This window comes from Pantoea sp. NGS-ED-1003 (genome assembly GCF_000738765.1).
Taxonomy (GTDB): domain Bacteria; phylum Pseudomonadota; class Gammaproteobacteria; order Enterobacterales; family Enterobacteriaceae; genus Pantoea; species Pantoea septica.
Window position 1 is genome coordinate 62631 of the sequence record NZ_JPQA01000011.1, and the last position, 21855, is coordinate 84485.

General features: G+C 60.2%; 21 protein-coding genes. 13 read left to right on the forward strand and 8 right to left on the reverse strand.

Annotated elements, in window-relative coordinates:
• Positions 1–66 precede the first annotated feature (66 nt).
• Positions 67–801, forward strand: coding sequence for a 23S rRNA (guanosine(2251)-2'-O)-methyltransferase RlmB (rlmB, locus tag JS46_RS19740; RefSeq protein WP_033754857.1), 735 nt, complete (start codon positions 67–69; stop codon positions 799–801).
• Positions 802–887: 86 nt separating this feature from the next.
• Positions 888–2516 carry an isovaleryl-CoA dehydrogenase gene (locus JS46_RS19745; RefSeq protein WP_033754859.1) on the forward strand — a complete coding sequence of 543 codons (1629 nt, stop codon included), beginning with the start codon at positions 888–890 and terminating at the stop codon, positions 2514–2516.
• On the opposite strand, the gene bsmA is transcribed toward JS46_RS19745, so the two are convergent.
• Positions 2490–2816 (reverse strand): biofilm peroxide resistance protein BsmA, encoded by a 327-nt coding sequence (bsmA, locus tag JS46_RS19750; RefSeq protein ID WP_033754861.1) that lies wholly within the window; start codon positions 2814–2816, stop codon positions 2490–2492. The genes JS46_RS19745 and bsmA overlap by 27 nt on opposite strands.
• Positions 2817–2871: 55 nt before the next feature.
• Positions 2872–4803, reverse strand: coding sequence for a methyl-accepting chemotaxis protein (locus tag JS46_RS19755; RefSeq protein ID WP_033754863.1), 1932 nt, complete (start codon positions 4801–4803; stop codon positions 2872–2874).
• A gap of 155 nt (positions 4804–4958) precedes the next feature.
• On the opposite strand from JS46_RS19755, the gene yjfP reads away from it, so the two are divergent.
• A complete protein-coding gene (gene yjfP, locus JS46_RS19760) occupies positions 4959–5708 on the forward strand; it encodes an esterase (RefSeq protein WP_033754866.1) in 750 nt (249 codons plus the stop codon).
• Between the two features lie 46 nt (positions 5709–5754).
• Here yjfP and JS46_RS19765 read toward each other — a convergent pair whose 3' ends face one another.
• Positions 5755–5961: a hypothetical protein gene (locus JS46_RS19765; protein WP_033754868.1), complete on the reverse strand. Its 207-nt coding sequence runs from the start codon at positions 5959–5961 to the stop codon at positions 5755–5757.
• A 373-nt stretch (positions 5962–6334) separates the two neighbouring features.
• Here JS46_RS19765 and rpsF point away from each other — a divergent pair, with 373 nt between their 5' ends.
• From rpsF to rplI, 4 genes are read left to right on the forward strand one after another with little or no spacing between them, the layout of a single operon-like run.
• A complete protein-coding gene (gene rpsF, locus JS46_RS19770; protein WP_033754871.1) occupies positions 6335–6730 on the forward strand; it encodes a 30S ribosomal protein S6 in 396 nt (131 codons plus the stop codon).
• A 6-nt stretch (positions 6731–6736) separates the two neighbouring features.
• Complete coding sequence (gene priB, locus JS46_RS19775; RefSeq protein WP_033754872.1) at positions 6737–7054, forward strand: primosomal replication protein N; 318 nt, start codon at positions 6737–6739, stop codon at positions 7052–7054.
• Positions 7055–7058: 4 nt separating this feature from the next.
• Positions 7059–7286: a 30S ribosomal protein S18 gene (gene rpsR / locus JS46_RS19780; protein ID WP_000135199.1), complete on the forward strand. Its 228-nt coding sequence runs from the start codon at positions 7059–7061 to the stop codon at positions 7284–7286.
• A gap of 39 nt (positions 7287–7325) precedes the next feature.
• A complete protein-coding gene (gene rplI / locus JS46_RS19785; RefSeq protein ID WP_033754882.1) occupies positions 7326–7775 on the forward strand; it encodes a 50S ribosomal protein L9 in 450 nt (149 codons plus the stop codon).
• 60 nt (positions 7776–7835) lie between these two features.
• On the opposite strand, the gene JS46_RS19790 is transcribed toward rplI, so the two are convergent.
• The gene (locus JS46_RS19790) at positions 7836–8381 is read right to left on the reverse strand and encodes a LysM-like peptidoglycan-binding domain-containing protein (protein ID WP_033754884.1); all 546 of its coding nucleotides are present in this window, start codon (positions 8379–8381) and stop codon (positions 7836–7838) included.
• A 343-nt stretch (positions 8382–8724) separates the two neighbouring features.
• Here JS46_RS19790 and fklB point away from each other — a divergent pair, with 343 nt between their 5' ends.
• Entirely contained in the window at positions 8725–9345 is a 621-nt protein-coding gene (gene fklB, locus JS46_RS19795; protein ID WP_033754889.1) for an FKBP-type peptidyl-prolyl cis-trans isomerase, read from the forward strand.
• A gap of 56 nt (positions 9346–9401) precedes the next feature.
• Here the strand turns inward: fklB and JS46_RS19800 are convergent, their stop codons facing one another.
• A complete protein-coding gene (locus JS46_RS19800; protein WP_033754890.1) occupies positions 9402–11345 on the reverse strand; it encodes a bifunctional 2',3'-cyclic-nucleotide 2'-phosphodiesterase/3'-nucleotidase in 1944 nt (647 codons plus the stop codon).
• Between the two features lie 272 nt (positions 11346–11617).
• Here JS46_RS19800 and cysQ point away from each other — a divergent pair, with 272 nt between their 5' ends.
• Positions 11618–12358 carry a 3'(2'),5'-bisphosphate nucleotidase CysQ gene (cysQ, locus tag JS46_RS19805; protein ID WP_033754892.1) on the forward strand — a complete coding sequence of 247 codons (741 nt, stop codon included), beginning with the start codon at positions 11618–11620 and terminating at the stop codon, positions 12356–12358.
• Between the two features lie 29 nt (positions 12359–12387).
• Here the strand turns inward: cysQ and JS46_RS19810 are convergent, their stop codons facing one another.
• The gene (locus tag JS46_RS19810; protein WP_033754893.1) at positions 12388–12942 is read right to left on the reverse strand and encodes a YtfJ family protein; all 555 of its coding nucleotides are present in this window, start codon (positions 12940–12942) and stop codon (positions 12388–12390) included.
• A 315-nt stretch (positions 12943–13257) separates the two neighbouring features.
• Here JS46_RS19810 and JS46_RS19815 point away from each other — a divergent pair, with 315 nt between their 5' ends.
• Positions 13258–13464, forward strand: coding sequence for a DUF1107 domain-containing protein (locus tag JS46_RS19815; RefSeq protein WP_033754894.1), 207 nt, complete (start codon positions 13258–13260; stop codon positions 13462–13464).
• Between the two features lie 33 nt (positions 13465–13497).
• Here JS46_RS19815 and JS46_RS19820 read toward each other — a convergent pair whose 3' ends face one another.
• Complete coding sequence (locus JS46_RS19820) at positions 13498–14826, reverse strand: hemolysin family protein (RefSeq protein ID WP_033754895.1); 1329 nt, start codon at positions 14824–14826, stop codon at positions 13498–13500.
• Positions 14827–15296: 470 nt separating this feature from the next.
• Between JS46_RS19820 and JS46_RS19825 the strand changes: the two genes are divergently transcribed.
• The 3 genes from JS46_RS19825 to JS46_RS19835 are packed head-to-tail and all read left to right on the forward strand — an operon-like array spanning position 15297 to position 21138.
• Positions 15297–17012 (forward strand): autotransporter assembly complex family protein, encoded by a 1716-nt coding sequence (locus tag JS46_RS19825; RefSeq protein ID WP_187143668.1) that lies wholly within the window; start codon positions 15297–15299, stop codon positions 17010–17012.
• Entirely contained in the window at positions 17009–20779 is a 3771-nt protein-coding gene (locus JS46_RS19830) for a translocation/assembly module TamB domain-containing protein (RefSeq protein WP_033754901.1), read from the forward strand. Before JS46_RS19825 ends, JS46_RS19830 begins: the two co-directional genes overlap by 4 nt.
• 2 nt (positions 20780–20781) lie before the next feature.
• Positions 20782–21138: a gamma-glutamylcyclotransferase gene (locus tag JS46_RS19835; RefSeq protein ID WP_033754905.1), complete on the forward strand. Its 357-nt coding sequence runs from the start codon at positions 20782–20784 to the stop codon at positions 21136–21138.
• Between the two features lie 97 nt (positions 21139–21235).
• Here JS46_RS19835 and ppa read toward each other — a convergent pair whose 3' ends face one another.
• Positions 21236–21766 (reverse strand): inorganic diphosphatase, encoded by a 531-nt coding sequence (ppa, locus tag JS46_RS19840; RefSeq protein WP_033754908.1) that lies wholly within the window; start codon positions 21764–21766, stop codon positions 21236–21238.
• Positions 21767–21855: the final 89 nt, after the last annotated feature.

Here is a 21855-nt window from a genome sequence, read left to right on the forward strand (position 1 = left end):
ACGGACGCTTTCTGCCGCGCAGAGAGCGTCCGCTGAAGTCCATTCAATTCCTAACTGAGCAGATCGATGAGCGAAATTATTTTTGGTATCCATGCCGTGCAGGCGCTGCTGGAGCGCGATCCCCAGCGCTTCCAGGAAGTCTTTATCCTCAAGGGCCGCGACGATCGTCGCCTGCAGCCGTTGGTGGCGGCGCTGGAAGCTCAGGGCATCGTTATCCAGCTGGCGAACCGCCAGTGGCTGGACGGTCAGGTTGAAGGCGGCGTGCATCAGGGTATCGTGGCGCGCATCCGACCTGGCCGTCAGTACCAAGAGGGCGACTTGCCGGATCTGCTGCAAAGTCTGGAAAAACCGCTGCTGCTGGTGCTGGACGGCGTGACCGACCCGCACAACCTCGGCGCCTGCCTGCGCAGCGCCGACGCCGCAGGCGTACATGCGGTGATCGTGCCGAAAGACCGCTCCGCCTCGCTGAACGCCACGGCGAAAAAAGTCGCCAGCGGCGCGGCGGAGAACGTGCCGCTGATCCGCGTCACCAATCTGGCGCGCACGCTGCGTCTGCTGCAGGAGTACAACATCTGGGTAGTCGGCACGGCTGGCGAAGCGGATCATACGCTCTATCAGAGCAAAATGACCGGGCCGATGGCGCTGGTGATGGGCGCGGAAGGCGAAGGCATGCGCCGCCTGACCCGCGAACACTGCGACGAGCTGATCAGCATTCCGATGGCGGGTAGCGTCTCATCGCTTAACGTCTCTGTGGCCACCGGCGTCTGCCTGTTCGAAGCGGTACGCCAGCGCGGGGCGTGATCGCCGCCGCAAAACCCCCTCAGTGCCAGGCATAACTGCGCGTCGCTCTCCCATACTTAGCGGGATACGCATCGCGAGGAGTGGTTATGACCTGGACAACCCATACCGTTTTTAATCAGCCGCAGCCCCTCAGCAACAGCAATCTCTTTCTTTCCGACACACCGCTGCGCGAAGCGCTCGCGCGCGAAGGCGCCGAGTGGGATCGCGAATGGCTGGCCTCGGTAGGCGCCCAGCTTGGCGGGGCCGAGTCGCTGGAGTTAGGCAGGCTGGCCAACGCCGCGCCGCCGGAGCTGCTGCGCTACGACGCGCGCGGCGTACGCATCGACGAGGTCCGTTTTCATCCCGCGTGGCACCTGTTGATGCAGGGCGTCTGCGCCAGCCGACTGCATAATCTCAGCTGGCAGCCCGATGTGCTCGATCGCGCCATGGTGGCGCGCGCCGCGCGCTTTATCCTCCACGCTCAGGTCGAAGCCGGCACGCTCTGTCCGGCGACCATGACGCACGCCGCCGTCCCGCTGCTGCAGCGCTGGCTGCCCGACGCTTTCAGCGGCTGGCGCGATCCGCTGCTCAGCGATCGCTACGACACCCACGCGCTGCCTGGCGATCAGAAGCGCGGCCTGCTGATCGGCATGGGCATGACGGAAAAGCAGGGCGGCAGCGACGTTACGACCAACACCACGCGCGCGGAGCCGCTGGCGGATCGCGCCCCCGGTTCGATCTGGCGCATCACCGGCCATAAGTGGTTCTTCTCCGTGCCGCAGAGCGACGCGCATCTGATCCTCGCGCAAAGCGGCAGCGGCTTAAGCTGCTTCTTCCTGCCGCGTCTGCTGCCGGACGGCACGCGCAACGCCATTCGCCTTGAGCGGCTCAAAGATAAGCTGGGCAACCGCGCCAACGCCAGCAGCGAAGCGGAGTTTCAGAAGGCCACCGGCTGGCTGGTGGGGGAAGAGGGCGACGGCGTACGGCTGATCCTCAAAATGGGCGGCATGACCCGATTCGACTGCGCGCTCGGCAGCCACGGCCAGATGCGTCGCGCTTTCTCTGTCGCGCTGTACCATGCGCACCAGCGCCAGGTGATGGGCAAAAATCTGGTGGATCAGCCGCTGATGCGTCAGGTTTTAGCGGCGCAGGCGCTGCAGCTTGAGGGCCAGACGGCGCTGCTGATGCGGCTGGCGCGCGCCTGGTCGCAGCCGGCGCAGCCGCTGGAAGGCGCGTTCGCCCGACTGTTCACACCGGCGGCGAAATACGCCGTCTGCAAGGCGGGCATGCCCTTTGTCGCCGAAGCGATGGAAGTACTGGGCGGCGTAGGCTACTGCGAAGAGAGCGAACTGCCGCGCCTCTATCGCGACATGCCGGTCAACAGCATCTGGGAAGGATCGGGCAACGTGATGTGTCTCGACGTGCTGCGCGTGCTGCGGAAACAGCCCGGCGCGGCAGAGATGCTGCATCAGGAGTTCGAGGCGGTCAGAGGCGTGAATCGCCTGTTTGACGCCGCCTGGCGACAGCTAAAGCTACGCCTGAACCGACTGCAGGAGAGTCAGGGGCGTGAGATCGCCCAGCGCCTGTTTCTGCTGGCGACCGGCGCGCAGCTGCTGAAATATGGTGAGCCGCCGCTGGCGGACGCCTGGTGCCGGCAGTGGCTCGATGCGCGCGGCGTCCGACCGCTGGAAAGTCAGATAGCGGAGCGCTTACTGCTGCGCGCCAGCGGCGGGTGACGCGCCGTAAAGGATCGCCGTGGCGTACCAGTATCCCGGCGTCACGGTTTCGTCCACCATGATGACCTGATAGTAGACCGCGCCGCGCTGATTGGCTTCCGCCGCCAGCGCGCGCTGCGCGTCATCCGGCGAGCCGCGAACCTGCGTGCTAACGCTGCCGAGCCTCGGCAGCCCGCTGCTCTGCGCGCGCGTGATCTCCTGCGCCTGATGGGTGGGCGCAGGCGGCGGCTGCGGCGTGGTTTTCAGCGCGGAACAGCCGCTTAACAGCAGCGCCATGGTCAGTAAGTAAGCGTAACGCATAAGGTTTACTCCAGAGGGACGGTGAAGTAAGTGTAAGCCACCGTCCCAAAGCGGGTCAGGATTTCAGGTGAAATACGCTGACCAGCTGCGTCAGATGATGACCTTTGTGACTCAGGTTCTGCGCCGACGCGTCTGCCTGCGCCATCAGCTCGCTGTTCTCATGGGTCGCCTGGCTGATCTGGTTCATCGCCTGATTCACCTGGCCGATCCCGGCCGCCTGCTGCTGCGCCGCGACGTTGATTTCGCTCATCAGCGCCTGCACCTGCTCGATATGCGACACGATATGGGTCATGGCGTCATGCGTCTGCTGCGACAGCTGATGCCCTTCCGAAACGTTGCTGATCGAGGTGGCGATCAGGCCGTCGATCTCTTTGGCCGCCTGGGCGCTGCGCTGCGCCAGCGCGCGCACTTCCGCCGCGACCACCGCGAAGCCGCGACCGTGTTCGCCGGCGCGCGCCGCTTCTACCGCCGCGTTAAGCGCCAGAATATTGGTCTGAAACGCGATCGACTCAATAACGTGGGTGATATCGGCAATGCTCTGGGAAGAGATCTGAATCGCTGACATAGTGTTTACCGAACGGCTCACCGTCTGGCTGCCGTGCGTGACCAGGCCGCTCGCTTCCGCCACCAGCGTCATCGCCTGGCGCAGGTTGTCGGCGGTATGCTCGACCGTAGCGCCGAACTGCTCCATGCTCGCCGAGGTCTCTTCGACGCTGCTCGCCTGGCGGCCAATCTGCTCGCTGATATTGAGGCTGCTGGCGGCGATGGTGTCGGTGCCGTCGCTGATCTCCTGCGCGGCGACGCGCACCTGACCCACGATCTTCTCCAGCCCGTCGCCGATGCCGTTGATAGCGGTAATCAGCTGGCCGACTTCGTCATGACGGCGCGTATCCAGATGGACGCGTAGGTTGCCCGCGGCATACTCCTCGGCCAGGTGAATGACCTGCTGCAGCGGACGCGTAATGGCGCGGCGGCTGTAAAACACAAAGCCCAGCGCAAAAAACAGCACCAGCGCCAGGCCGGTCAGCATAAACAGGTTGCGGCTATGGGTAATCGGCGCCAGCAGCGCGTCGCGGCTCACCTCGCCCACGACTATCCAGTTCCAGCCTGGCAGCTGCTGCCAGGCCAGCATCTTGCTTTCGCCGTCCAGCTCCGCTTCCTGCACGCCCTGCGGCTGGCTCAGCAGCGCCTGCTGCACGCTGGCGTCCCAGCCTGGCAGTTTGCCTTCATTCTGCGCGGCAAAAAGATATTGTCCCTGCGCTGCGCCCGGCGCGCCGTTCAGCACGTAGAAATGGCCACTGTCGCCTAGCTTGCGCGCCAGTACCTTGTCGCGCATCAGTGCGTACTGCTTATCGATCTGCACGCCGACGAACAGAATGCCGACTACCGCGCCGCTTTCATCTTTAACCGGCTGATACTGGGTGATATAGCGGTGGCCGAACAGCGTCGCCAGCCCGCGATAGATCTCGCCGTGGCTGACGCTTTTCCACGCCGCGCTGGCGCGATCGAGGCGAGTGCCGATGGCGCGGCTGCCGTCCTCTTTCTTCAGGGAGGTAGAGATACGGTAGTAATCGTCGCCGTCGCGCACGAAGATGGTGGAGACGGCGGTGGTGCGTTGTAAAAAGTCGTCGACCGCGACCTGATCGAGGTTCAGGGTTTTCAGACCGGCGCGCAGGGTCGGAGTCGAAAACTCCCCGACCTGAATACGCGAACTCTCGTCGCGGCTAAAGCGCTGCGGCAAAAAGCTGGCGAACAGCTGGGTGTAGTTGTTGACCTCTTCGGTGAGGGTGGCGTTGAACATCGACGCCATTTCGCTGATGCCCTGCACCTGATTGTGCATATCATCCGTGGCCAGGCTTTCCAGCTGACGGGCGGCGGTGTGGCTTTGAGTCAGTGTCAGGACGAGCAGCAGCAGCGCGACGCTGAGAGACGTCAGTACAGACAGCTTGACTCCAAGACTCATGCGGCTGAGAGAGAGACGCTTCATAAATTACCTTTAGATCGGTTTAATGGAGATTCGATTAACGGCATCGGCGGCAAAAGGTTTACGCCTTAAATAAAACAGCAGATGTGTGAAGTGGTTCGCAGATTAGGCGCGGGGCACGTAAACTCAGCGGAGGCGACATCCACAGCGGAGCGAGCATGATTGAACTGAATACGGAACGGCTGGCGGGCATTCAGGTGCTGCACGCCGCGCCTGCGGGCCAGCGCGACGCGGCGCTGCCGACGGTGCTGCTTTACCATGGCTTTACCTCCTCTAAAGAGGTGTACGCCTATCTGGCCGTGGCGCTGGCGCAGGCGGGATTTCGCGCCGTGATGCCCGACGCCGATCTGCACGGGGCGCGCGACAACGGCAACGACGCGGTGCGGCTTTCCCGCTTCTGGCAGATTCTGCAGCGCAATATCGACGAGATGCCGCAGCTGGAGAACGCGCTGCGCGCTGAGGGTCTGATCGATGGCGATCGCTTCGCCGTGGCGGGCGCGTCGCTGGGCGGCATGACCGCGCTGGGGGCGATGGCGCGCTATCCGCAGATCCGCAGCGTCGCCTGCCTGATGGGATCGGCTTACTTTATGCGGCTCAGCCACTCGCTTTTTCCGCCGGTAAGCGTCAGCTCCCCTGAGGATCGGGCGCAGTTCGATCGGCTGATGGCGCCGCTGGCGGCTTACGATCCCAGCGAAAAGCTGGACGCGCTGGCGAACCGGCCGCTGCTGCTGTGGCACGGCGAAGCGGATGATGTGGTGCCTTTCGCGGAAACCGCGCGGCTGGTGGAGGCGCTACAGAAGAGCGGCCAGGCGGACAAGATGACCTTCTTCGCGGAAAAAGGCATCAGCCACAAAATCACCCCTTTCGCGCTGCGCGCGCTGGTGGATTTCTTTAAGCGGAATTTATGACGCAGCCGGGCTGGCGGCGCGCCGTCAGCCCGTTGCCCTGCAGAGATCACAACTGATTCGATAATCGCTGCGCCGCGCTGGTGGTTGCGCTGGCGTGCGTATTGCCCGGCGCGTCCAGTCGATTGACATAGACATAGCCTGAGGCCGCTTTGCTGCTGTTACTTCTCATCTGCTGCGCACAGTCAGTCTGGCTGGCAAGGGCGGGTGGAGACAGGAAGAGACCCAGTAAAGTGGCGATGACGAACGTTTTCATGCCCGACTCCTCACTGATGGGAACACACTCTGCGACGCTGCTGATTAAAAAAGCGCCGTCATTGGTTAATTTTAGCGCGCGCCGTCGCCAATGCCAGACCGCGCCGTTGAACACCTTCATCAGGAAAATTGATAAAGGCCGCGCAACCCGCTGAATCGCCTGCCTTAGCACGGAAAGCCTCTTTAATGACGATTTAATGAAATGTGCGCTTGAGTTTAGCGCCCTGCGTCAGTATGATTACGCGTCAATTTTTCAGCTGCATTCAGGGGCGCGTTACATTCAGCGAATGTTTCACGACCTATAACGTTCCTTGCTTCCGTGGGCCGCAGCTGACCCTGACAGGAGGCTGAATAATCCGTAAGGAGCAATTTCGATGCGTCATTACGAAATCGTATTTATGGTCCATCCTGACCAGAGCGAACAGGTTCCGGGCATGATCGAGCGTTACACTGGTGCTATCACTGGTGCAGAAGGCACGATTCACCGTCTGGAAGACTGGGGCCGCCGTCAGCTGGCTTACCCGATCAACAAACTGCACAAAGCTCACTACGTTCTGCTGAACGTAGAAGCGCCGCAGGAAGTGATCGACGAGCTGGAAACGAACTTCCGCTTCAACGACGCCGTTATCCGCAGCATGGTTATGCGCGTTAAGCACGCGGTAACCGAAGCATCTCCGATGGTTAAAGCGAAAGACGAGCGCCGTGAGCGTCGTGAAGATTTTGCTAACGAAACCTCTGACGAGTCAGATGCTGGGGATTCTGAAGAGTAATCATCCGTGACGGCCAATCGACTGCGCCTGTCTGGCACCGTGTGCAAGACGCCGGTTCGAAAAGTGAGCCCGTCAGGAATTCCTCACTGTCAGTTCGTGCTTGAGCACCGCTCAGTGCAGGAAGAAGCCGGTTTCCACCGGCAAGCCTGGTGCAGAATGCCCGTGATTATCAGCGGCACGCTCCATCAGGAGATTACTCAACATATAACGGTCGGCACGCCGCTCATTCTCGAAGGCTTCATTAGCTGCCATCAGGCGCGAAATGGACAGAGTAAAATGGTGCTGCATGCCGAGCAGATTGAATTGATAGATTCTGGAGACTAGCCAAATGGCACGTTATTTCCGTCGTCGCAAGTTCTGCCGTTTCACCGCGGAAGGCGTTCAAGAGATCGATTATAAAGATATCGCAACGCTGAAAAACTACATCACTGAAAGCGGCAAGATCGTACCGAGCCGTATCACCGGTACTCGCGCAAAATACCAGCGTCAGCTGGCTCGTGCTATCAAGCGCGCGCGTTACCTGTCTCTGCTGCCGTACACTGATCGTCATCAGTAATCGGCAACTGTCCATTAACGACTTTAAGAGGATAAGGTAATGCAAGTTATTCTGCTTGATAAAGTAGCAAACCTGGGCAGCCTGGGTGACCAGGTCAACGTTAAAGCGGGCTACGCGCGCAACTTCCTGGTACCGCAGGGCAAAGCTGTCCCGGCTACCAAGAAAAACGTTGAATATTTCGAAGCTCGCCGCGCTGAACTGGAAGCCAAGCTGGCTGACGTTCTGGCTGCTGCTAACGCACGCGCTGAGAAAATCAATGCACTGGGTTCAGTGACCATCGCCTCTAAATCAGGCGACGAAGGTAAACTGTTCGGTTCTATCGGTACTCGCGACATCGCTGACGCTGTAACTGCGGCTGGCGTTGAAGTGGCTAAGAGCGAAGTTCGTCTGCCGAACGGCGTTCTGCGCACCACCGGTGAGCATGAAGTTGACTTCCAGGTTCACAGCGAAGTTTTCGCTAAACTGGTTGTGAATGTAGTTGCTGAGTAATTTTACTCGGTAATGCGAAAAAGCCGGCCTTGCGCCGGCTTTTTTGTTTTTGCCGCACGGCTACTGCGCGCGAATAAAGCTGCCGTCCGGCTGACGCGTAAAGAGCACTGGCCCGCTGGCACCGTCCACGGTCAGTCCCGTCACCACGCCCTGCGCATTCTGTCGAATCTTCACCTGCTGCCCGCTCTGCAGCGCGCTCAGCGGCTGATCGCTGCCCTCGACGCGCGCCATGGCGAATACGTCGCCCACCGGCAGATTATTATCGCGAAACAGCTGCGCCAGGGTCTGGCCTGAGGCGATGGTATAGTTGCGCCACTCGCCCTGAGAATCCGCTTTCGGCGGCTGCGCATTTTGCTGCGGCGCTTTCTGGTCGTAGATCTCCGCCTGCATAGGCACCTCTTTTTCGCCGCCTGTCGTCTGCGGACGCTCGACAGGATACTGCGGCGAGCTGGAGGGCCATAAAAAGGCCAGCAGCATCACCAGCAGGGCGATAACGATGCCGCGTCGGTGCGCGGGCGGCAGCGGGGACATCCAGCGGATAGTATCCGTATAGTGCCAGACCGTGCTGAGCCAGGCGGGCAAGCGGGAAGGCGCCTCTGAAGCCATTCGTGAATCCTCCTCATCGCCAGCGGCGCGCGACGGTTTAGCAGGCCGCCAGGCGAAGCGTTGGCGCAATGTGCGCAAAGTGCGTGGCGCGCGCGTCCTGCGGCGTTGTGGGGCGATTTGACCCATGTATCTTCTCTTCTGTCAGTACGCTGCCGAGGTTGCCCTCGTCCAGAGTTATAGTATGGGCAATACGGGCGCGACGTGCCTGTCAGCCTCAAGAAATATGACCTGCGTATTGTTTCTGTTTCACCGCCAAAAGTCACCTGCGCGGCGTGGGATTTTACGCCGGCGGCCCGCGCTGCTATGCTGCCGGTTCAAATTAGCGAAAGAGACAGGTATCAAGATGACGACCCCTTCATTCGACAGCGTCGAATCACAAGCAAGTTACGGAATTGGTTTACAGGTTGGCCAGCAGCTGCTCGAGTCCGGTCTGCAGGGACTTCAGCCGGAAGCGCTGCTCGCGGGCCTGCGCGACGCGCTGGAAGGGAATTCGCCGGCCGTGCCGGTCGACGTCGTGCATCGCGCGCTGCGTGAAGTGCATGAGCGTGCGGAAGGCGTACGCCGCGAGCGCGTCGAGGCGATGGCTGCCGAAGGCCAGACCTTCCTGGCGGAAAACGCGCAGCGCGAAGGCGTCAACAGCACCGAGTCGGGCCTGCAGTTCAGCGTGATCAAGCAGGGCGACGGTCCGATCCCGTCACGTCAGGATCGCGTGCGCGTGCACTATACCGGTAAGCTGATCGACGGCACGGTATTCGACAGCTCGGTCGCGCGTGGCGAACCGGCGGAATTCCCGGTGACCGGCGTGATTGCAGGCTGGATTGAAGCGCTGACCCTGATGCCGGTCGGCTCGAAGTGGGAGCTGACCATCCCGCACAACCTCGCCTATGGCGAGCGCGGCGCAGGCGCATCGATTCCGCCGTTCAGCACCCTGATCTTCGAAGTCGAGCTGCTGGAAATTCTTTAATCTTCGCCGCTTTTCAGCACGCAAAAGCCAGCCCGAGGGCTGGCTTTTTTACGCGCTTATTTCTGCTGTAAGTCGACTTTCCACAGCGCAAAGCCGATCTCATCGCTGCCCTGCGGCTGCATCGGATAGCGCGCATGGCTGCGAATAAAGGCGGTCGCCTTCTCACCCGGCGCGGTTTCGAAGCGGATATCAAGCGGAACGCTGCTCTCTATCGGCGCCAGCCGCCAGTTATTGTCCGCCTGCGGACGCACTTCGCCCTGTTTTTTGGTCTCGGCGCTGATATAGGCCGCGACTACCGCACGGTTCTCATCAGGCGAGGCGAAAGCGATAAAGCGATCGCCGGTGCCGGCAAACTTGCCGCCGTAGGCGCGATAGTTATTGGTGGCGACCAGGAAGGTGGCGTGCGGATCGACCGGCTTGCCCTGCCAGCTCAGGTTTTTAATGCGCGAAGCGTCTGGATGGATAAGCTGACATTCGCCGTCGTAGCGGGCCGGTTGGGTGACGTCGATCTGGTAGTCAACGCCGTCGATCACGTCGAAATTGTAGGTGCGGAAATCCCAGTTGATCAGCGACTGAGGATCGCGGCGCTGCGGATCGATCTGGTTGAACTGGCCTGCGGCGCACTCCAGCCACTCTTTTACCTGCGCGCCGCTGACTTTCATCACCACCAGCGTATTGGGATAGAGATAGAGGTCGGCGGCGTTGCGGAAGGTGAGCTCGCCTTTCTCCACTTCGGTGTAGCTGGCCGGATCGTTCTTGCGCCCGCCCGCCTTAAAGGGCGCGGCGGCCGAGAGCACCGGCAAATGGCCCAGATCGGGATCGCCCTGAATAAAATGCTCTACGTAGGCGCGCTGCGCGTTATTGACGATCTGCACGGTCGGATCGTCCTGCACCAGCGAAAGATAGCTGTACATCACGTCCGCCGACTTGCCGATCGGCTTCGCCACAAACTCGCGCGTGGCGCGATGATCGTCCGCCAGCACCTTCACCAGCGCCGGATCCTCTGCCGCCAGCGACTTTTTCTGCGCCGCATCGTAAATCGGCCGCGCGGCCGCTTTGCGATCGCTGACCTGCCAGCGGCCAGCTTCATTGGTCAGCACCAGATCCACCACGCCGAGATGATCGCCCCACATACCGGGCATTACCGCCGCAACGCCGTTCAGCGTGCCTTTCTCGATATCGGCCCCTTTGATGGCGGCGAACTCTTTGCCGGGAAAAACGGCGTGCGCATGGCCAAAGAGAATCGCGTCGATGCCTTCGACCTGGCTGAGGTAGTAGACCGAGTTCTCCGCCATTGCATGGTAAGGCTCGCTGCTGAGGCCGGAGTGAGGGATCGCCACCACCAGATCCGCACCCTGGGCGCGCATCTGCGGTACATAGCGACGCGCGGTTTCGGTGATGTCTTCGACGCGCACTTTGCCCTGCAGGTTGGCTTTGTCCCACACCATAATCTGCGGCGGCGCGAAGCCGATAAAACCGATCTTCAGCTGCTGCGGCTTGCCGTCGCGATCCGTCACCTCAACCGTCTTGATTAGCCAGGGCGTAAACATCGGCCGGTTGGTCTGGAGATCGATGATATTGGCGTTCACATAGGGAAAGCGCGCGCCCGCCAGCGCCTTGCGCAGGTAGGGCAGGCCGTAATTGAATTCATGATTGCCGAGGTTGCCGACGCTGTAGTCCAGCGTATTCATTGCCTTGTAGACCGGATGGATCTCGCCCTGCTGAAGGCCTTTCGCCGCCATATAGTCGCCGAGCGGGCTGCCCTGAATAATATCGCCGTTATCCACCAGCACACTGTTCTTCACCTCCTGACGCGCGGCATGGATCAGCGACGCGGTGCGCACCAGCCCGAACTTTTCGGTCGGGGTATCTTTGTAGTAGTCGAAATCCATCATGTTGCTGTGCAGATCGGTGGTTTCCAGCAGACGGAGATCAACGGTAGCGGCGTGCAAGCTCAATGAGAGACTCAGCGCCAGAAGGGTCATAGTCGGTTTAAACATGCGTGCTCCTGCTGCAAAAAGTTAAGTCTCTCAAATTAATGTAAAAGAATGATGATGTGTCAGAGGATTACGTGATGGGTTTAACGTTTTGCGCGTTGAATAAGCTGAAAAGCGCGCGGCATAGCGGCGGGTCGCAATCTATGGTATTGATATTGTTAAAATATTGAGAGTTTAGCGCCCGGAAGGCCGGGCGGAAGCGCAGTAGCTGCTAAAATTTAACCAAAGTAGCGCACGATAACCTCGTGCGGCTGCCACCGAAAAGGAGGTGAAAAATGTTAGAGCAAATTTGCCAGCTGGCGCGCGAAGCGGGCAACGCGATCATGCTGATTTATGAAAAAGAAACGCCGGTAGACGTTTCCCGCAAATCCGACGACTCCCCGGTGACCGCTGCGGATATTGCCGCGCACGATATTATTCTGCAGGGGCTTAAGCAGCTAACGCCAGAAGTGCCGGTGCTGTCGGAGGAAGATCCCCCTTCATGGAGCGAGCGCCAGCAGTGGCAGCGCTACTGGCTGGTCGATCCGCTCGACGGCACCAAAGAGTTTATCAAGCGTAACGGCGAGTTTACCGTCAATATCGCGCTGATCGATCAAGGCAAGCCGGTGCTGGGCGTGGTCTACGCGCCTGCGCTCGGCGTGCTTTACGCTGCCGCAGAAGGCAAAGCCTGGAAAGAAGAGGGCGGCAACAAGACGCAGATCCACGTGCAGGAGGCGCGACCGCCGCTGGTGGTGGTGAGCCGTTCCCACGCCGACGAGGAGCTGAAAGAGTATCTCAAGCAGCTGGGCGAACATCAGACCGTCGCCATCGGCTCCTCGCTGAAGTTCTGCCTGGTGGCGGAGGGTAAAGCGCAGCTCTATCCGCGCTTTGGGCCCACCAACATCTGGGATACCGGCGCGGGGCACGCCGTCGCCGTGGCGGCCGGCGCGCACGTTCACGACTGGACAGGCAAAACCCTGGATTACGCGCCGCGTGAATCCTTCCTTAATCCGGGATTCCGCGTCTCACTGTTCTGATCAAGAGGGGAGGCCATCGCCTCCCTTTTTCAGGATTTCAGCAGCGTCCGAACCAGGCTAATCACCTGCATCACTTCCTCCTGCGTCAGCGCACCATCTTTAACGAAGCGCACGCGGCCGCTCTTGTCCAGCACCACAATCGCCGAGCCGGCGTCCGCCAGCTGCCAGGCGTGCTTTACGTTGCCTTTGCTATCGACGATAAACTGCGACCAGGGATACTGCTTTTTATTGCTCTCAATACTGCTGCGCACAAACATCCCGGTGCCGGGAATGGCGTCGTCGGTATTGACGATGGTGGTGGTCTGGTAGCGATCGTGCGGGAAGGCAGCGGCTTTAATCGCCTCAATCACGGCGGCGTTCTTCTCTTTCGCGGATGAGCGTCCGGCGATGTGCTGAATCACGCGCACCTTGCCGGCGAGCTGCGCGCTGTTCCAGCGCTGATAGCGGAAATCATCCTGTTGATAGAGCAGCTCCCCTTTATCTTCGACACCAACCGCGGGCACGCGCTGGTCTTGTTTCAGGCTGTGAGCGAAAACGGCGCCAGGCAAGAGAACCAGCGCAAACAGAGTGCAGGCGAGTCGCATTATCAGTCTCCTCGGTGATCGGACCAGTTAGTCATTTTTCTGCAATAGTAAGCGGGGATGATGCGCCTGTCTTGTTAAGGTTTCAGGTTTGCTATGTATGCCACAATCTCTTAACAAGTTTGGATTTATACTGTGTTGGTAAAGCGACATAACAGACTATTCTGTAATGATGTGTCAATTCAGTAAAAAAGTTCAGTTTTCGGAACAATACCATCGTGGTGTGTTCTATAGTTTACCGGCACTTTGCGCTTCATGGGCTCGTACCGAACTTGGCAACGGCGAAGCGTATTTATAAATGTACAGGAGTTAGACAGCATGAAGATCTTCCAACGCTATAATCCATTGCAAATAGCGAAATACGTAAAAACGCTGTTCAAAGGACGGATGTATATCAAGGACGTTGGCGCGTTCGAATTCGACAAAGGAAAAGTGTTGATTCCGCGCGTAAAGGACATTCAGCATCTGAGCGTGATGTCCGAGATTAACCGTCAGGTTCTGCGCCTTCAGGCGGAGTTCAACTGATAAAAAAGGGCGCCGACGGCGCCCTCTGATTTTCTACTCTTCAGCTTCCGTGGCTTTCGCCACATTCAGCACCGGCGGACGATCGTCAATCCGCGTCACCAGCAGCTGATCGATACGATAACTGTCGATATCCACCACTTCGAACTTAAATCCGGCGAACTTGACGAAATCGGTGCGCTTCGGGATCTTGCGCAGCATATACATCATAAAGCCGCCGATGGTTTCGTAGTTGCCCGACTGCGGGAATTCGTCGATATGCAGCACGCGCATCACGTCGTCGATCGGCGTGCCGCCCTCTACCAGCCAGGAGTTCTCGTCGCGCGCCACGATCTGCTCTTCCAGCCCCTGGCCTACCAGATCGCCCATCAGCGTGGTCATGACATCGTTAAGCGTGATAATGCCCACCACCAGCGCATATTCGTTCATGATCACCGCGAAGTCTTCGCCAGCGGTTTTAAAGCTTTCTAGCGCTTCGGAGAGCGTCAGCGTATCCGGCACGATCAGCGCCGCGCGGATCTGCACGCCGCTGTTGAGCGCCATGCTCTGATTGCCCAGCACGCGCAGCAGCAGCTCTTTGGAATCGACATAGCCGACGATATGGTCGATATCGCCGTCGCACACCAGAAACTTCGAGTGCGGATGCTCGGCGATTTTAGTCTTCAGCGTGGTTTCATCTTCACGCAGATCGAACCAGACCACGTTTTCGCGCGAGGTCATCGAGGAGGGCACGGTGCGCGACTCCAGCTCGAACACGTTTTCGATCAGCTCGTGCTCCTGCTTCCGCAGCACGCCCGCCAGCGCGCCCGCTTCCACCACCGCGTAGATATCGTCGGAGGTGATATCGTCTTTACGCACCATCGGCAGCTTAAAGACGCGGAAGAAGACGTTCGCCAGGCCGTTGAAGAGCCAGACCAGCGGGCTAAACACCAGCAGGCAGAAACGCATCGGGTTAATGATGCGCAGCGCCACCACTTCCGGCGCGATCATGCCGACGCGCTTCGGCGTCAGATCGGCGAACAGAATAAAGAAGCTGGTGACGATGATGAAGGAGCAGATAAAGCTGAGCTGGTCGGCGAGCGCTGGCTCCATAAAGCGGCTAAAAAGGCTGCTGAAGGCGGGCGAAAAGGCCGCATCGCCGACGATACCGCCAAGGATAGCCACCGCGTTCAGGCCGATTTGCACCACGGTAAAGAAGGTGCCGGGCGTTTCCTGCATCTTCAGCACGCGCTGCGCGTTAATATTGCCTTCGTCGGCCAGCAGTTTGAGTTTGATCTTGCGGGCGGCCGCCAGCGAGATTTCCGAGAGAGAGAAAAAGGCGCTGATCACGATCAGCAACAATATGACAAGCAAGCTATCTAACATAGGGTTTCCAAAGGGTTATCCACTTGTCATTTTTGGCCTGGGCAGCGCGCCTGAAAGGCGTACCGTTCGTACTCACCTCATCGTCTGGGCTGTCCGTGCCAAAAATGTCTGCGCCTTATCGACGATGCGAAGCAGCGCCGGGGCAGAAATAGAGCAGGCGAAGCCTGCGCCGCTGATTATAGCAGCAGCGCCCTCAACGCCGCCAGAGTTCGCAGTAACGCCGTTGAGCTCAGATTAATCCGAGTGGCGCGCGCATCTGTTGCGCAGCGGTTGTATCGCTCCGGCCATTTGCCGACAATAGAGCGCTATTTGGCTTTGTTACCGTTTTTTCGCAGCCGCAGGCCGCTTTCTACGGCTATGATGATGACTGCGCCGCTGCGATGTTCTTATCCAGGGATATATCACGCCCCGCGGAATAGGGGTCGGCATGATTAACAGGAGTACGCGTGCCACGAATTCACGTCTGTTTTATGACCTGCCTGCTGGCCGCCGCGCCGGTCGCTGAGGCAGCGAAAGTGCGCCTTGAAGTGCAAGGCTTAACCGGGGACCTTAACAAGAACGTGCGTGCTCGCCTCTCGACCATCGGCGCCGACGAGGTGTCGAACGATGGCCGTTTTCGCGCGCGCGTTTCAGAGGCGATCCAGCAGGGACTCAAAGCGCTCGGCTACTATGAGCCCGATATCGACTTCGAGGCGCGTCCGGCACCGCCGCAGGGCGGACGGCCGGTGCTTATCGCCCACGTCAAACCCGGCGAGCCGGTTAAAATCGCCGGCAGTACCATCGTGCTCGAAGGCGACGCGCTGCGCGACCCCGACTATCAGGCCTGGGTGAAAGAGGGCACGCCGAAAAAAGGGCGGCAGCTCAATCACGGCGAGTATGACAAATTTAAAAGCGGCTTCTCGAACCTCGCGCTGCGCAACGGCTATTTCGACGGCGACTTTAAAAAGAGCCAGCTCGGCGTCTCCGTCGAGCGGCGCGAAGCCTTTTGGGATATCGACTACGACAGCGGTCAGCGCTACCGCTTCGGCGACGTCAGCTTCTCCGGCTCGCAAATCCGCGAGGAGTATCTGGAAAACCTGGTCCCGTTTAAAAAAGGCGACTACTACAGCTCGCGCGATCTCGCCGAGCTGAACCGCCGCCTGTCGGCCACCGGCTGGTTTAACTCGGTGGTGGTCGCGCCGGAGTTCGCGCAGGGGCGGAAAACCAAAGTGCTGCCGCTCAACGCCGCCGTTACGCCGCGCACCGAAAACACTATCGAAACCGGCGTCGGCTACTCTACCGACGTCGGGCCGCGCCTGAAGGCGACGTGGAAAAAGCCCTGGGTTAACGACAGCGGCCATAGCATGGCGGCCAGCGCCTATCTCTCCGCGCCGGAACAGCAGCTCGACCTGAGCTACAAAGTGCCGCTGCTGAAAAGCCCGCTGGAGCAGTATTACATCTTCTCCGGCGGCCTGAAGCGCACCGATCTGAACGACACCAAGGCCGACACCACCACGCTCGGCGTGTCGCGCTACTGGGAGAACAGCACCGGCTGGCAGAAAGCGGTCAACCTCAAGTGGAGCCTCGATCACTTTACCCAGGGCAGCGTCACCAACACCACGATGCTGCTCTATCCAGGCGTCAGCCTGAACCGCACGCGCTCGCGCGGCGGCCTGATGCCGACGTGGGGCGATTCGCAGCGCTACTCTATCGACGTCTCCGACACCACATGGGGATCGGACGTCGACTTCCTGATCATGCAGGCGCAGAACGTCTGGATCCGCACGCTGGCGGATAAGCACCGCTTTGTGGCGCGCGGCAACCTTGGCTGGATCGAAACCAACAACTTCGAAAAAGTGCCGCCGGATCTGCGCTTCTTCGCGGGCGGCGACCGCAGCATTCGCGGCTACAAATATAAAGATATTTCTCCGCGCGACGATGACGGCAAGCTGACCGGCGCCTCGAAGCTCGCCACCGGCTCGCTGGAGTATCAGTACAACGTCACCGGGAAATGGTGGGGCGCGGCCTTTATCGACTCGGGCGAAGCGGTCAACGACATCAAACAGAGCAATTTTAAAACCGGCGCGGGCTTCGGCGTGCGCTGGGCGTCGCCGGTCGGGCCGATCAAACTGGATATCGCCCGGCCGATTGGCGACAGCGAGGAGCATGGTTTGCAATTTTATATCGGACTGGGGCCTGAACTATGAAGCTGTGGAAAAAGGTCCTGATCGGCGTACTGATCTTTCTGGTGCTGCTGCTGGGCGGCGTGGCGTTTTTAATCGGCACCACGCCTGGCTTGCATCTGGTGCTGAACGGCGCGGCGCGCTGGGTGCCGGGCTTATCGATCAAGCAGGTCGACGGCGGCTGGCGCAACCTGACCATCAGCGGGCTGCGCTATGAGATGCCCGGCGTCAACGTCGATGCCGGCACTTTTCATCTGGCGGTCGATCTTAATTGCCTGCTGCACTCCTCGGTGTGCGTCAACGATATTGCGCTAAAAGACGTCAGCGTGGTGGTCGACAGCAAAAAGATGACGCCAGCGCAGGAGGCGCCGCCGGAAGAGGAGAGCGGCGGCGGCGATCTCAGCACGCCTTATCCGATTACGCTGCGTCATCTTGGCCTGCATAACATCAATGTGAAGATCGACGACACCGCTATCTCGCTGCTCGACTTCACCACCGGTCTGCAGTGGCAGGATCGCGCGCTGACGCTTAATCCGACCCACATCCAGAGCCTGCTGGTGGCGCTGCCGAAAGCGGCGCAGGTCGCCAACGAAGAGGTGGTACAGCCCAAGGTGCAGCAGCCGCAGCCGGATGAGAAGCCGCTGGGCGAAACGCTGCAGGCGATGTTCGCCAAACCGCTGCTGCCTGAGCTGCCCGACTTCCGTCTGCCGCTCGATATCGACGTGCAGGAGATCCTCGGCGAACAGCTGCGCCTCACCGGCGATACCGACATTGCGGTGAATCGCCTGCTGCTGAAGGCGAAAACCGCCGACCGGCGGCTGCAGCTGCAGACGCTGGACGTTGATTCGAACCTCGGCCAGCTTAACGGCAGCGGCGAAGCGACGCTGGCGGACAACTGGCCGGTGAATTTTACGCTTAACGGCACGGCGAACGTCGATCCGCTGAAAGGAGAGAAGATCAAGCTGGATCTCGGCGGCGCCATGCGCGACGAGCTGAAGCTGGGTCTGAATCTCTCTGGTCCGGTACGCGCCCAGCTCGACGCCGCCACTCAGCTGGCGGTGGCGGGGCTGCCGCTGTCGCTGCGCCTCACCAGCCCGCAGCTGCGCTGGCCGCTGACCGGCGCGGTGCAGTACCAGGCGGACAATCTCGACTACCAGTTCAAAGGCAAAGCCACTGACTATGTGATGTCGCTGCGCACGGCGGTGAAGGGCGACAGCGTGCCGCCCGCCACCGTGGCGCTGGACGGCAAAGGCAACGTCGAGCAGTTCAACCTCGACAAGCTGCGCATCGGCGCGCTGCAGGGCAACGTTGACCTGACGGCGCTGGTGGACTGGAGCAAAGCCATCAGCTGGCGCAGCGAGCTGACGCTCTCCGGCATCGATACCGCGCGCCAGTATCCTGACTGGCCGGCGAAGCTGGACGGCAAAATCGCCACGCGCGGCAGCCTCTACGGCGGCAGCTGGCAGATGAGCGTGCCGCAGCTGCAGCTGAAGGGCAACGTCAAACAGAATGCGGTCAGCGCCGAAGGCTCGCTGAAAGGCAACAGCTATAACCAGTGGGATATCCCGGGCGTGAAAATCGTGCTGGGCCGCAACAACCTGGACGTCAGAGGCTCGCTGGGCGACGCGCTTAATCTCGACGCCACCATCGACGCGCCCCATCTCGATAACGCGCTGCCGGGGCTGGGCGGCGTCGCCAAAGGCACCATCAAGGCGCGCGGCACGCTGCAGGCGCCGCAGCTGCTGGCCGATCTCAACGCCACCGGCCTGCGCTGGCAAAAGCTGCAGATCCGTCGCGTCACGCTGGACGGCGACGTACGCTCCAGCGATCAGGTGGCCGGCAAGCTGCAGCTGCGCGTTGAACAATTGCAGCAGGACGCGCTCAAGATCGGCCTGCTGACGCTCAACGCCGACGGCAATGAAAAAGCGCATCAGCTGAAACTTAACGTGCAGGGCGAGCCGGTCTCCGGCCAGCTGGCGCTCAACGGCAGCTTCGATCGCCAGCAGCAGCGCTGGCAGGGTACGCTTAACAATACGCGCTTTGATACGCCGGTGGGCGAATGGCGCCTGACGCGCGCGATGGCGATCGACTACCTCAACGCGAAGCAGACCGCCACCATCGGGCCGCACTGCTGGCAGAACCCCAACGCGCAGCTCTGCGTGCCCGAGCCGATTGAAGCTGGCCCGAGCGGCCACGCGCATATTCAGCTTAACCGCTTTGACCTCGCGATGATTAAACCTTTCCTGCCGGATGAAACCCAGCTGGCGGGCGTCTTTAGCGGCGATGCGCGCGTGAACTGGACGGCGGACGGCGCGCTGCCGACCGGCACCGTCTCGCTGAAAGGCAACGGCGTTAAGGTGCGGCAGGACGTGCAGGGCAATACGCTGCCTGTCGATTTCAGCGCGCTCAACCTTAACGCGGCGCTACGCAACGGCCGCGCCGATCTCGACTGGCTGATCCGCATCGCCAACAACGGCCAGCTCGACGGCAACGTGCAGATCGGCGATCCGCAGAACCGCCGTACGCTGGGCGGCAACGTCAACATCCGCAATATCTCGCTGGCGATGCTCAATCCGGCGCTGATGCAGGGCGAGAAGATCAAAGGCAGCCTTAACAGCGCGCTGCGCCTCGGCGGCAGCGTGAAGCAGCCGCAGATCTTCGGCCAGCTCGGCCTGCAGGGTGTCGACGTCGACGGCAACTTTATGCCGGTCGATCTCACCGCCGCGAACCTGAATATGGTGTTCAACGGCATGAGCTCGACGCTCAACGGTCTGGTGCAGACCGCGCAGGGCAATATCAACCTCAACGGCAATGCGGACTGGAGCCAGCTCGACAACTGGCGCGCCCGCATCGCCGCGCAGGGCAGCCGCGTGCGCGTGACCGTGCCGCCGATGGTGCGCATGGACGTCTCGCCGGATCTGGTTTTCGAGGCGACGCCGGCGGCCTTTAGCCTGGATGGCAGCGTCGATATTCCCTGGGCGCGCATCACGGTGCAGGAGGTGCCGGAGAGCGCCACCGGCGTGTCGTCGGACGAGGTGCTGCTGGATAAAAATCTGCAGCCGATTCAGCCGAAAACCGCCGCCATCCCGATTAACAGCAATCTGGTGATCCACGTCGGCAACGACGTGCGGCTGTCGGCCTTTGGCCTGAAGGCGAAGCTCAACGGCGACCTGAAAGTGGTGCAGGACAAAACCGGACTGGGCCTCAACGGCCAGATCAATATCCCGTCCGGCCGCTTCCACGCTTACGGCCAGGATCTTATCGTGCGCAAAGGCGAACTGCAGTTCGCCGGCCCGCCGGATCAGCCCTATATCAACCTCGAGGCGATTCGTAACCCCGAAGCCACAGAGGACGACGTGACGGCCGGTCTGCGCGTGACCGGGCTGGCGGATGAGCCGAAGGTCGAGGTCTTCTCCGATCCGGCGATGTCGCAGCAGGAAGCGCTTTCCTACCTGCTGCGCGGCCAGGGACTGGGCTCGGACGGCGACGGCAACGCATTAACCTCCGCCTTAATTGGTCTGGGGGTTGCGCAAAGTGGTCAGGTTGTGGGTAAAATCGGCGAGACGTTCGGCGTCAGCAATCTTGCCCTGGATACCACCGGCGTTGGCGACAGCCAGCAGGTGCAGGTCAGCGGCTATGTGCTGCCGGGTCTACAAGTAAAATATGGTGTCGGCATATTTGATTCACTGGCGACCTTAACCTTGCGTTATCGCCTGATGCCCAAACTCTATTTGGAAGCCGTGTCTGGTGTGGACCAGGCTCTTGATTTGCTCTATCAGTTTGAGTTTTAGCAATGCGAATAATTGTCTACGGCAGTTTACGGCGCAAACAGGGAAACAGTCACTGGATGACGAATGCGCAATGGCTGGGGGATATGCAGATTGAGGGCTACGAGCTCTACAGTCTCGGCCATTATCCGGGCGTGATCCCGGGCGAAGGAACCGTCTATTGTGAAGTTTACCGCATCGACGCCACGACGCTGGGCGAGCTGGATGCATTGCGCACTAAGGCTGGCGAATACAAACGCCAGCTGATGCAAACGCCTTACGGCAGCGCATGGCTTTACGTCTATCAGCGCCCGGTTAAGGGACGTGAGCGCATCGCCAGCGGCGACTGGCTACGGCGTGACGATCCTCCGTCAGACGCATAAACGAAAACACCGCCCAGAGGGCGGTGTTTTTTTATCACCCGGCGCACAAACAAAAACACCGTCCAGAGGACGGTGTTTTTTATCGGGCGGCGGCAGATTATTTCTGCTTGGCGCGCTCGAAAGAGGAGATGATTTCAGCTTTCGCCGCTTCGGCGTTATCCCAGCCTTCAACCTTCACCCATTTGCCTTTTTCCAGCGCTTTATACTGCTCGAAGAAGTGGGTGATCTGTGCGCGCAGCAGTTCCGGCAGGTCGTTCACATCTTTAATGTGATCGTACTCTTTGGTCAGCTTGGTGTGCGGCACGGCAACCAGTTTGGCATCTTCGCCAGACTCGTCGGTCATTTTCAGCACGCCAACCGGACGGCAGCGGATCACGGAGCCCGGCTGCAGCGGATACGGGGTCGGAACCAGCACGTCAACCGGATCGCCATCCAGGGACAGGGTGTGGTTGATATAACCGTAGTTGCACGGATAGAACATCGCCGTAGACATAAAGCGGTCTACGAACAGGGTGCCGGAATCTTTGTCGACTTCGTATTTGATCGGATCGGCGTTGGCCGGGATCTCAATGACAACGTAGATATCTTCTGGCAGTTCTTTACCGGCAGGCACCTGGTTCAAACTCATCGGGCATTCCTTCAATAGTCACATGTTGAGTGTCGGCTATTATAGCCAACTGCCTGGGAAAGTATGCCCCAATTTTGACCTTTCGGAAT